Below are 10,124 nucleotides of genomic sequence, written 5' to 3'. Positions count from 1 at the left end.
AACTCCGCCACGATGGGCGCGACCACGCGCAGCACCGGCTCCATGTCCAGCTGATGCCCGGGGCGCCGGCTGCGGCAGCAGGGCCGGATCGTGGGCCAGGATCGCCGACTCGAGGGCACGCAGGGGTGGGCCGGGGTCTATGCCGAAATCGGTGTGGAGGGTGGTGCGGGCGCGGCGCAGGACGGCCAGGGCCTCCAGTTGGCGGCCCAGGCGGTAGTGGGCCAGGGCCAGCAGGCGGACGGCTTCCTCGCGGCCGGGTTGTTCGTGGAGCAGGCGGGGCAGGGTGGCGGCGACGTCGCCGGGGCGGTCCAGGTCCAGAGCCGCCTGCGCGCGCTGTTCCATTGCGGTCCAGCGCATATCGGTGACGCGGGTGATCTCGGCGGCGGCCCAGGCGGCATCGGCGCAGGCGGCGTAGGCCGGGCCGCGCCACAGGGCGAGCGCGGTGTCCAGGAGACGGTGGCGGGTGTCGGGGTCCGTGTGGCCCGCCGCGTCGGCGAACAGCCGCTCGAAGTGCCAGACGTCGACAGCGGCGGCGGGCAGCTGGAGCGCGTAGCCGGGGGTCCGCGACACCACGACGCGGGCGGGCGCCCGGGCGGGACGTTCGGGTTCGAGCGCGCGCCGCAGGTGCGAGATGTGCGCCTGCAAGGACCCGGCCGCCTTGGGCGGCGGCGCGCCCGCCCACAGATCGTCGATCAGCCGGTCGGCCGACACGACCTCCCCGCCCGCCGCCACCAGCCGCGCCAGCACCGCGCCCTGCATCGGCCCGCGCAACACCGCGGGCCGCCCGTCCACCCGGACACACAGCGCCCCGAGCAGTTCCACGATCACCACGGCTGAAGCATCGCGCGCCCAGCCGATTTCGCAACCCCAACGGCCTCGCGCTCAACGGACGGGTGCGGGCTCGATCACCGAGCGCCGGCCGCCACCCTCACTCAGGAACTCACCGCCACCCGCGGCGTGCTCGCACGCGTGCCCCGCAGCGCCCGCACCCCGGCGAACGCCACGACGAGACCCACCGCGATCGTGCCGGGAATAATCCACAGGCCCTCCGCGCCCGGCAGCCCTTCGGCCGCGCCCATCACCAGCACCGACACCACGAGCACCGCCGCCGCGGGCCGGGCCAGCAGGGTGTTCGGGGCCGCGAACGCGCAGCCCGCCAGCAGCAGGAAGCCGACGAGGAAGCAGGCCGCGAGCGGCCCGTTCACCGGCATGGCCGCGGTCTCGATGGCGTGCTGTTCGTGATGGGACAGCCGGGGAGCCACGAACGCCTCGTGATAGCCCCCGATCGGAATGGCCACGGCCAGACCGGCATACAGCAGTGCGCGGGTGACGGCGGCCAGTCGCGCGATGCCCGGCCGGCCGAGCGAGTGCCAGGCCGCGGTCACCAGCGGCAGGCTGGCGGCCATGAGGACCGCGCCCGCGCTGAAGCTCACGTGCGCCGCGACCCAGGTCGCCGCCTGCTCGGACTCCTCGGAGTGCCGCAGCGGGTGCAGCGCGTTGCCGATCGCGAACAGCACACCGCCCCCGATCAATGCGTATGCCCGCCAGCGGAAGTCGCTGTCGGTCGCCGGTAGTTCTGTGGTGATGCTCATGCGACCCACCATGAGCCGCCCCTGTTGACCACGACTTGCGATCGACTTGCGCCCCGCCGCGGCTCGCGACCGGTCTCCCGTGGACCGATCGGCCACGTGGCCGCCTCCCCGTGTTCGATCAACTCCTGATCGGCAAGTTTGTCGATGCCCGCGGCGGTCGGGAGATCGCAGGGAAGTGCGTGGATCCTGCCGCCCCGTGCCTGATCCGGGCGGCGGCTTCGATGCGCCGCGCCGCGTCACTGCCGTCGCGGCCCGTACCCGAAGCCTCGCCCCGTCACGGCGCGAATCCGTGACGGGGCGAGGGATCGGTGCCCACGGGCCTCCACCATCGACGGCCGGCGCCGACCTCAGACGCCCGCGTGCACCGGGCGTTCCGAGCCCTCGAGCAGGTTCGACGGCTTGTCCCGAATCATGAAGGCGATCACCGGGATAGCGATCACGAAGAACACCGCGCCCAGATAGAAGGCCACGTCGTAACTGTGGATCGCGGCCCGCGCCGCCAGGTTGTCGACCGTCGGATTGTCGGTGGCGTACCGCTCGGCGGCCTGCACCGCGATCGTGGTGAGCAGCGCGACGCCGATGGACCCGCCGACCTGCTGCGCGGCGTTGAGCAGCGCACTGGCCACACCGGAGTCCTCGTCGTCGACCTGGTGCAGCGCGGTGGTCTGCATGCAGACGAACAGCGGGCCCATGCCGAGCGCGATCAGCGTCATCGCGGGCAGCACGACCGCGGCGTAGCTGGAACCGAAGTCGAGTTGCGCCATGTACACGAGGCCGGACGCCCCGAGCACCGCACCGGCCAGCATGAGCGGGCGCGGCCCGAGCTTGGGCAGCAGCACGCTGGTGATGCCCGCGGAGATCGTGATGCCCAGCGGGAACGGCATGAACGCGAAACCGGTCTTCAGCGCGGAGTACCCCAGGGTCATCTGCATGTAGAAGCTCAGGTTCAGGAACATGGCGAACATGGCGATCGGCACCAGCAGCGCCACGAGGAACGACCCGCCGCGATTGATCTCACCCGGAATACGCAGCGGCAGCAGCGGATTCGAGCTGCGATATTCGATGAAAACGAACAGCGCCAGCAGCACCGCGCCGCCGGCGAGCAGCCCGAGGGTCGAGGCGGCCAGCCAGCCGTCCTCGGCGGCGCGGCTGAAGCCGTACACCACCGCGACCAGGCCGAGGGTGCCGGTGATCGCGCCCGGCAGGTCGTATCCGCCGGTCCGCGGGGCCGGTACGTCCCGGACCACGAAGGCGAGCGCGCCCAGCACGGCGAGCAGCGCGATCGGGGTGTTCACCAGCAGGCACCAGCGCCAGCTGGCGTATTCGGTCAGCGCGCCGCCCGCGATGAGGCCGATGGCCGCGCCGCCCGCCGAGACCCCGGCGAAGACGCCGAACGCTTTGGCCCGCTCCTTGGCCTCGGTGAAGGTCACCGACACCAGGGACAGCGCCGCCGGGGCGAGCAGCGCCGCGAACGCGCCCTGCAGACCACGCCCGGCGAACAGCTGTGCGCCGTTCTGCGCGAGCCCGGCCAGTGCGGAGGCCAGCGCGAAACCGACCAGGCCGGCGATGAAGACGCGCCGGCGGCCGAGATAGTCCGCCAGGCGGCCGCCGAGCAGCAGCAGTCCGCCGAAGATCAGCGTGTACGCCGTCAGGACCCATTGCTTGTTGCCGTCGCTGATGCCCAGGTCCTGCTGGGCGAAGGGCAGCGAAATGGTGACGATGGTGGCGTCGAGCACCACGATCAGCTGCGCGACGGCGATGACGCCGAGGGCCCACCATCGCGCGGAATTTTTTGTCTCACTTGATATTTCGTCAGGTTCGAGCGTTGCCGTCCCGCCGGTCATACCTACTCCTCGATTGCTCCGAACAGCCGAGCCCATCGTGGCATCATGCGACAATTGGCGTCAAGAGAAAAATGTCTGACTGCGACAGTTGGCGTACATGGACAGCATTGCTCGGGTCCGCGCTACCATCGGGACATGTTCGAGCCGTCATCGCCGACCGCCCGCACGGGACTGCGCGAGCGAAAGAAGCAGCAGACCCGCACCCGGGTCATCGACGTGGCGCTGCGCCTATGCGACGAGCACGGCTTCGACGCCACCACGGTCGAACAGATCGCCGATGCCGCCGATGTCTCCCCGCGCACCGTGAACAGGTATTTCGACAGCAAGGAAGACATCGTCATCGCGCCGATCGAGGATTTCGGCGGCACGCTGGCGGACAATCTGCGCCGACAGCCCGTCACGGGCAATGAACTCCAGGCGCTACTGAACAGCTACCTGGAGATGATCGAGGGCATCATCGACCGCGACGAACCGCTGCCGTTCCGCTGGTTCCAGCAGATGCAGAACATCATTCGGCACTCCCCCGCCGTGCGCGCCCGCAGTCTCGACGCCGCGGACTACAAGATGCGCGAGACCTCGACCGTGCTCGGCGAACGGCTCGGCACCGGGCCGGATTCACTGCCCGTGCGGCTCATCACCGGCACCTGGCACGCCATCATGCGGGCCGGGGTGGAGTGCGAGGCCGAGCTCGAGAGCTGCGACGGGGTGCTGGCCGACTCCGCGCGCGCCATGGCCGACGCGGTGGTCACCGCCTATCACGAGTTCGTCCGTATTTGCGCCGTTCCGAGTGTGGGTAACCCCATTGCCGACATCGCGGCCGAGCACCGTTAGAATCCCGAAACAGGTCAAGAGCATCAGCGCCAAGCCCCGGCTCGCTGATCGGCAACCCTCCAGCTGCGGTGGGGTGCTCCGGGTGAAGACCGGGCGCTCGAAGGCCGAGCGCAAGCGCACTGTAGGAGGCACCGAGATGTGTTGTTGTCGAAGCCAATTCGCCTTCCGATAACCCAAGCCTTCCGCCGTATACGGCGATTCTTCCTGGAGCAGTAATCATGAGTGACTCGACCGCGCCCGCTGCCAACCTCGATCCCGCGAACTGGTCCTTCGAGACCAAGCAGATCCACGCCGGGCAGGCCCCCGATCCGGCCACGGGCGCGCGCGCCCTGCCGATCTACCAGACGACCTCGTACGCCTTCCGCGACACCGATCACGCGGCGGCGCTGTTCGGCCTGGCCGAGCCGGGCAACATCTACACCCGCATCATGAACCCCACCCAGGACGCGGTGGAGCAGCGCGTGGCCGCCCTCGAGGGCGGCGTCGCGGCGCTGCTGGTGTCGTCGGGCCAGGCCGCGGAGACCTACGCGATCCTGAACATCGCCGAGGCCGGCGACCACATCGTGTCCAGCCCGCACCTGTACGGCGGCACGTACAACCTGTTCCACTACTCGCTGCCCAAGCTCGGCATCGAGGTCAGCTTCGTCGAGGATCCGGACGATCTGGCGCAGTGGGAAGCCGCGGTCCGGCCCAACACCAAGGCTTTCTACGGTGAGACGGTCGCCAACCCGAGCAGCTCGATCTTCGACATCGAGGGCATCGCGGGCGTCGCGCACGCGGCCGGCGTTCCGCTGATCGTGGACAACACCGTCGCCACCCCGTACCTGATCCAGCCGCTGAAGCACGGCGCGGACATCGTCGTGCACTCGGCGACCAAGTACCTGGGCGGCCACGGTTCGGCCGTCGCGGGCGTCATCGTGGACGGCGGCACCTTCGACTGGACCGTGACCGACGCCGACGGCAAGCCCCGCTTCCCCGGCTTCACCACCGCGGACCCGAGCTACCACGGTGTGGTGTTCGCCGACCTGGGCGCTCCGGCGTACGCGCTCAAGGCGCGCGTGCAGTTGCTGCGCGATCTCGGCGCGGCGGTCTCGCCGTTCAACGCCTTCCTGATCAGCCAGGGCATCGAGACGCTCAGCCTGCGGGTCGAGCGGCACGTGGCCAACGCCCAGGCCGTCGCGGAGTTCCTGAGCGGGCACGACGCGGTGGAGTCCGTGTACTACGCGGGCCTGCCCGACTCCCCCTGGTTCGAGCGTGGCAAACAGCTGGCACCGAAGGGCGTGAGCGCCATCGTGTCGTTCGAGCTGGCCGGTGGTGTCGATGCGGGCAAGAAGTTCGTGGACGCGCTGGTCCTGCACAGCCATGTCGCTAACATCGGGGATGTGCGCTCGCTCGTGATTCATCCGGCTTCGACCACCCACTCCCAGCTGACTCCCGAAGAGCAGCTCGCGTCCGGCGTCACCCCTGGTCTGGTGCGTTTGGCCGTGGGTATCGAAGGTATCGACGACATCCTGGCGGATTTGCGCGCGGGACTGATTGCGGCAGCGAGCTGATAGTGAGCATTGAATCGAGCACCTCTCGTCCAGCGGCGGACATCTTGCTGCCGCCGCCCGACGGGACGCTCTGCACCATTGCGATCGGGGAGGTCCGGCTCGAGAACGGCGCCGTCATCCCCGACGCGAGCCTGGCGGTGCAGCGGTGGGGCGAACTCTCGGCGAACGCGGATAACGTCATCCTCGTCGAGCACGCCCTCACCGGCGATTCACATGTGGTCGGCCCCGCCGACGTGCAGCACGCCCAGCCCGGCTGGTGGGACGGCATCGTCGGCGAGGGCGCGGCGGTCGACACCCGCGAATGGTGTGTCATCGCCACGAACGTGCTCGGCGGCTGCAAGGGCAGCACCGGACCGGCGTCGCTCGCCGCGGACGGAAAGCCCTGGGGCGCACGCTTTCCCGAGATCAGCATTCGCGATCAGGTAACCGCGGAGGCGCAGTTGCTCGATCTGCTCGGCATCTACCGGCTGGCTTCGGTCGTCGGCGGGTCGATGGGCGGCATGCGGGTGCTGGAGTGGATGGTCGGCTATCCCGAGCGGGTCGGGTCGGCCCTGGTGCTGGCGGTGGGCGCGCGTGCCACCGCCGATCAGATCGGGACCCAGACCACCCAGATCGCGGCCATCCGGTCCGATCCGGACTGGCAGGGCGGGGCCTATCACGGCACCGGCACCGCGCCGATGACCGGCATGGGCATCGCGCGGCGGATCGCGCATCTGACCTACCGGACCGAGGGCGAGCTCGATCACCGCTTCGAGAACCGCGCCCAGGGCGACGAGAACCCTTGGGACGGTGGGCGTTACGCGGTGCAGAGCTACCTGGAGTACCAGGCCGACAAGCTCATCTCGCGGTTCGACCCGGCCACCTACGTGTTGCTCACCGAGGCCATGAACCGGCACGACGTCGGCCGCGGGCGCGGCGGCATCGAGGCGGCGCTGGGCTCCACCACGGTGCCGTGTGTGGTCGGCGGCGTGGACTCGGATCGGCTGTATCCGCTGCGCACGCAGCAGGAACTGGCTGATCTACTACCCGGGTGCAAGGGGTTGGAGATCGTGCGTTCCCGTGACGGGCACGACGGATTCCTCACCGAGACCGAAGCGGTGGGCAAACTCATGGTGCAGACCATGGAGCTGGCCCGGGCCGCACGCCGTTAGTTGCGGTTGCAAAGCTCTAAACAAATGATCCCCCGGGAGCGCCTGCTGCCGGGGGATTGCTGTATCGAGTCTCAGACCTCGGTGAGGCGGCGGCCGAGCTCGCGGCGCAGTACTTCTTGATCGGGCAAACGGTGCAGGACACGGAGTACGGCGGGGCGAAGTTCGCGCTGTTCCTCGAGAGAGAGCAGGCCGACCAGGTCCCGCAGTTCCATGTCGTCGAAGGTCGCTGTCATGCCTAACAGGGTACGTGGACGATGCGAGTTCGTCCCGTAATTGGTACCGGGGTTACGGAGCCGTCACCCTAACGAAACCGACAGTGCGTCAGGATAATTCGTACGAAACAGGCATGACTCGAGTTACCCGCGAGTCTAGGTGACACCGAGGCTGTTGATGGTCGCGGCGAGCACGATGATGGCGCTGCCCAGCACCGCCAGCCACGTCACGTCGAAGGGTTTGCTGCGGACCGCGAGCAGCCCGACGCGCTCGGTCGGAAGCAGTAGCCGGAAGGCTGCGGCGAGCAACGTCGCGCCCCCGAAGAAGAAGGTGCCGCGCCGCCACCGGTCCCAGGCCAGAAAGACCACGGCCACCACCAGCACCAGGGCGATCACCACCATGGGCAGGTTGTCACGCAGGGCCTGGCCGAGACGACTGCCCCGGCTTTCCGGGGCGGCATGTGCTGCACTCACGCCCGGAAGCTTAACCGTCCCCGCCGGACCCGGCTCCCCCGCCGCCACGCGCACGCACCGGCCGCGAACAGTACGGTTCTCTTGTTCTGCGATGCTGGTGGGCGTGTTCCATCTTGTGTTCTTCTCCCCGCGCATCCCGCCCAACACCGGCAACGCCATCCGGCTCGCCGCCGGGACGGGGTGCCGATTGCACCTGATCGAACCCCTGGGCTTCGACCTATCCGAGCCCAAGCTACGCCGGGCGGGACTGGACTACCACGACCTCGCCTCGGTGACGGTGCACCGAAACCTCACCGCCGCATGGGATTCCATCCAGCCGGCCCGGGTGTTCGCCTTCACCGCCGCCGCCACGACCCGCAACACCGACATCACCTACGCCGACGGCGACGCCCTCCTGTTCGGCCCCGAACCCACCGGCCTCCCCCCGGAGGTCCTGTCCGACCCCCGCGTCACCGACCAGCTCCGGATTCCGATGCTCCCCGGCCGCCGCTCGATGAACCTCTCGAACGCCGCCGCCGTCGCGGTCTACGAGGCCTGGCGCCAACAGGGCTTCCCGGGCGCGGTGTAGTGCCCTTCGGCGAGGTGAGCGGTCTCCCGCCCGGAACCCGCTGCGAGATGCGGTGCAGCGGTAGGGTGGTGGAGTTCGGATCCGCACCCTCGTCGTAGGCGCAAGATCTCCGTTTGATGTATCGGAGGATTTGGCGTGCGCGGAATCAAGCTGGTGACCGTGGGGAGCGCGGGCAAGAGCGCGGGGTGCAGCCCCACCGGAATCGTGGGGCGGTGTCTGGTCCGGGAGCTGGTCGAGAGCGGCGAGCGGGTCCGGGTCGTAGCCGAGGCCGATCAGCTCGGAGACTGGCCGGCCGCGGTCGAGGTGGTCGAGGGGTCGATCGCGCGGTGTGAGGGGATCTCGGGGGCTTTCGACGGGGTGGACGGGATTTTCCTCGCCGGGGCGCAGGCCGCGACCGCCGGGCGGGTGCTCGAGGCCGCGCGGGGCGCGGGAGTCGAGCGGATCGTGCTGCTGTCCTCGCACGGGGCCGAGCACGAGGCGGCGTATCCGCCGGAGACGTGGTTCTGGCTCGCCATCGAGCGGGCCGTGGAGAGCGCGGGGATGGCATGGACGCACATCCGGCCGTCGGCGGTGATGGGGGCGGTGCTCGAAGGGACCTATCCGGCAACGGGTTCGGACTGGGCGGAGTCCATCGCGGCCGAGAACACCGTGCGGGAAGCGTTTCTCGAGATGGGGCACTACCCGTTCATCCACGAGCGGGATCTGGCGGCGGTGGCGGCCACCGCGCTGTGCCGTGACGGCTACGAGGGAATGCTGTTGGAGGCGGTGGGTTTTCCACTGAGCACGCGGTCGCGGCTGCGGGATATCGCCGACGTACTGGGGCGTGACATCACCGCCGTGGAGCTGACCCCTGCCGAGAGCCGCGCCGCCTGGCGCGCACGGGGGTGGCCGGAGGACGGGATCGACGTGACCCTGTTCGCACTGGAGGAATACGGCGTCCACTTCGACGAGCTCACACGCTGGACCGCCGGGCAGCGCCCCACCGTCCCGGACCTGATCGGCCGGCCGATGCACACCTACCGGGACTGGGTCGCCGAGCACGCCGCGCTGTTCGGATCGGTTCCGGACCGAGCGCGCCACCACCGTGCGTAGGCGAGCCGATGGGCAGCACACCCAATCCCTGTTGTGCGCCGCCCGTCAGCGGTCGACCTCGAACCGTTTGAAGCGGGAGGTGGCCCCGGCGGTCAGGCGGACGGCGGTCTTGGGGACTCCGTAGTGGGCGGCCAGGAGTTCCAGGGCAGCCTTGTTGGCCTTGCCTTCCACGGCGGGGGCCCGGACGTAGAGCTGGAGCGTCCCGTCGGGGAGGGACTCCACCAGGGGGCCTTTCCTGCTGTTGGGTTTGATGACGGCCCGGACCACGATGGGCATCGCGCGCTCCTTCCGAACCCGTGGGGACGGGTCGATTGTCGCGAACCGGGCCGGGCCGTCGCACCGCCGGGTCAGGATCGGACGGCGGTGGCGTCCACCTCGAACTTCATTTCCGGCAGGGCCAGGGCGGCCACGCCCGCCAGGGTCTGGGCGGGCGGGCGGTCGCCCCAGATCTCGGCGATCTTCCTGCCGAGCACGGCGAGCTTGTCCAGGTCGTGGTCGACGATGAAGGTGCGCAGCTGCGCCACGTCGGCGTAGTCGAGACCGACCGCGCGCAAGGCCTTTCCGAGGTTCGCGAAGGCGTTGTCCACCTGGGTGGCGAACTCCGGGTTGACGGTGTGCCCGTGCGCGTCGGAGTCGTACTGGCCCGCGATGAAGACCAATTCCCCACTCACGCGGGCGATATGGCTGTACCCGAAGCCGGTCGGATCGTGCAGATCGGCGGGGTTGATGAGGTCGATGCTCACGGTGTTCTCCTGTGTTCGAGTACTGCTCGGCAACACCGGATAGACGACACAGCCATCCCCGCGG

The 10,124-nt window shown here is 69.4% G+C and carries 12 protein-coding genes and 1 riboswitch; of the genes, 5 read left to right on the top strand and 7 right to left on the bottom strand.

Translation table 11 applies throughout. The features are described 5' to 3' along the window. The 3 genes from ABZ319_RS24490 to ABZ319_RS24480 all read right to left on the bottom strand — a co-directional run. The coding region (locus ABZ319_RS24490; protein WP_354988802.1) for an AfsR/SARP family transcriptional regulator at window positions 1–831 on the bottom strand (831 nt) is incomplete at its 3' end. Window positions 832–932: 101 nt separating this feature from the next. Further along, a complete protein-coding gene (locus ABZ319_RS24485) occupies window positions 933–1,592 on the bottom strand; it encodes a hypothetical protein (RefSeq protein ID WP_354988801.1) in 660 nt (219 codons plus the stop codon). A 347-nt stretch (window positions 1,593–1,939) separates the two neighbouring features. Next, window positions 1,940–3,436: an MFS transporter gene (locus ABZ319_RS24480; RefSeq protein ID WP_354988800.1), complete on the bottom strand. Its 1,497-nt coding sequence runs from the start codon at window positions 3,434–3,436 to the stop codon at window positions 1,940–1,942. A gap of 135 nt (window positions 3,437–3,571) precedes the next feature. On the opposite strand from ABZ319_RS24480, the gene ABZ319_RS24475 reads away from it, so the two are divergent. The 3 genes from ABZ319_RS24475 (at window position 3,572) to ABZ319_RS24465 (ending at window position 6,971) form a co-directional block, all read left to right on the top strand. Beyond that, complete coding sequence (locus ABZ319_RS24475) at window positions 3,572–4,267, top strand: TetR family transcriptional regulator (RefSeq protein WP_354988799.1); 696 nt, start codon at window positions 3,572–3,574, stop codon at window positions 4,265–4,267. Between the two features lie 12 nt (window positions 4,268–4,279). Continuing rightward, window positions 4,280–4,390: riboswitch (SAM riboswitch) on the top strand. A gap of 95 nt (window positions 4,391–4,485) precedes the next feature. Continuing rightward, window positions 4,486–5,820, top strand: coding sequence for a bifunctional o-acetylhomoserine/o-acetylserine sulfhydrylase (locus ABZ319_RS24470; protein WP_354988798.1), 1,335 nt, complete (start codon window positions 4,486–4,488; stop codon window positions 5,818–5,820). Window positions 5,821–5,861: 41 nt separating this feature from the next. Continuing rightward, entirely contained in the window at window positions 5,862–6,971 is a 1,110-nt protein-coding gene (locus ABZ319_RS24465; RefSeq protein ID WP_354988806.1) for a homoserine O-acetyltransferase, read from the top strand. Between the two features lie 71 nt (window positions 6,972–7,042). Here ABZ319_RS24465 and ABZ319_RS24460 read toward each other — a convergent pair whose 3' ends face one another. Together ABZ319_RS24460 and ABZ319_RS24455 are read right to left on the bottom strand one after the other, a co-directional pair. Next, window positions 7,043–7,204 (bottom strand): hypothetical protein, encoded by a 162-nt coding sequence (locus ABZ319_RS24460; protein ID WP_354988797.1) that lies wholly within the window; start codon window positions 7,202–7,204, stop codon window positions 7,043–7,045. Window positions 7,205–7,339: 135 nt separating this feature from the next. Then, the gene (locus ABZ319_RS24455) at window positions 7,340–7,585 is read right to left on the bottom strand and encodes a DUF3017 domain-containing protein (protein WP_354988805.1); all 246 of its coding nucleotides are present in this window, start codon (window positions 7,583–7,585) and stop codon (window positions 7,340–7,342) included. Window positions 7,586–7,760: 175 nt separating this feature from the next. On the opposite strand from ABZ319_RS24455, the gene ABZ319_RS24450 reads away from it, so the two are divergent. Together ABZ319_RS24450 and ABZ319_RS24445 are read left to right on the top strand one after the other, a co-directional pair. Beyond that, window positions 7,761–8,225, top strand: coding sequence for a tRNA (cytidine(34)-2'-O)-methyltransferase (locus ABZ319_RS24450; protein WP_354988796.1), 465 nt, complete (start codon window positions 7,761–7,763; stop codon window positions 8,223–8,225). A 135-nt stretch (window positions 8,226–8,360) separates the two neighbouring features. Continuing rightward, window positions 8,361–9,317: an NAD(P)H-binding protein gene (locus ABZ319_RS24445; RefSeq protein ID WP_354988795.1), complete on the top strand. Its 957-nt coding sequence runs from the start codon at window positions 8,361–8,363 to the stop codon at window positions 9,315–9,317. Window positions 9,318–9,362: 45 nt separating this feature from the next. Here the strand turns inward: ABZ319_RS24445 and ABZ319_RS24440 are convergent, their stop codons facing one another. Together ABZ319_RS24440 and ABZ319_RS24435 are read right to left on the bottom strand one after the other, a co-directional pair. Next, on the bottom strand, window positions 9,363–9,593 hold the full coding sequence (locus ABZ319_RS24440) for a DUF167 domain-containing protein (protein WP_354988794.1): 231 nt from the start codon (window positions 9,591–9,593) through the stop codon (window positions 9,363–9,365). Window positions 9,594–9,664: 71 nt separating this feature from the next. Beyond that, a complete protein-coding gene (locus ABZ319_RS24435) occupies window positions 9,665–10,060 on the bottom strand; it encodes a Rid family hydrolase (RefSeq protein ID WP_354988793.1) in 396 nt (131 codons plus the stop codon). Between the last annotated feature and the right edge of the window lie 64 nt (window positions 10,061–10,124).

It is taken from the genome of Nocardia sp. NPDC005978, from assembly GCF_040614455.1.
Taxonomy (GTDB): domain Bacteria; phylum Actinomycetota; class Actinomycetes; order Mycobacteriales; family Mycobacteriaceae; genus Nocardia.
Note: the sequence above shows the minus strand (reverse complement) of the source record. Positions and strands in the feature narration are given on the sequence as shown.

Excerpts from the sequence above, each read along its gene's own strand:
- ABZ319_RS24485 (WP_354988801.1), bottom strand. The coding sequence starts at position 1,592 with ATGAGCATCACCACAGAACTACCGGCGACCGACAGCGACTTCCGCTGG.
- ABZ319_RS24480 (WP_354988800.1), bottom strand. The coding sequence starts at position 3,436 with ATGACCGGCGGGACGGCAACGCTCGAACCTGACGAAATATCAAGTGAG.
- ABZ319_RS24475 (WP_354988799.1), top strand. The coding sequence starts at position 3,572 with ATGTTCGAGCCGTCATCGCCGACCGCCCGCACGGGACTGCGCGAGCGA.
- ABZ319_RS24470 (WP_354988798.1), top strand. The coding sequence starts at position 4,486 with ATGAGTGACTCGACCGCGCCCGCTGCCAACCTCGATCCCGCGAACTGG.
- ABZ319_RS24460 (WP_354988797.1), bottom strand. The coding sequence starts at position 7,204 with ATGACAGCGACCTTCGACGACATGGAACTGCGGGACCTGGTCGGCCTG.
- ABZ319_RS24455 (WP_354988805.1), bottom strand. The coding sequence starts at position 7,585 with ATGGTGGTGATCGCCCTGGTGCTGGTGGTGGCCGTGGTCTTTCTGGCC.
- ABZ319_RS24440 (WP_354988794.1), bottom strand. The coding sequence starts at position 9,593 with ATGCCCATCGTGGTCCGGGCCGTCATCAAACCCAACAGCAGGAAAGGC.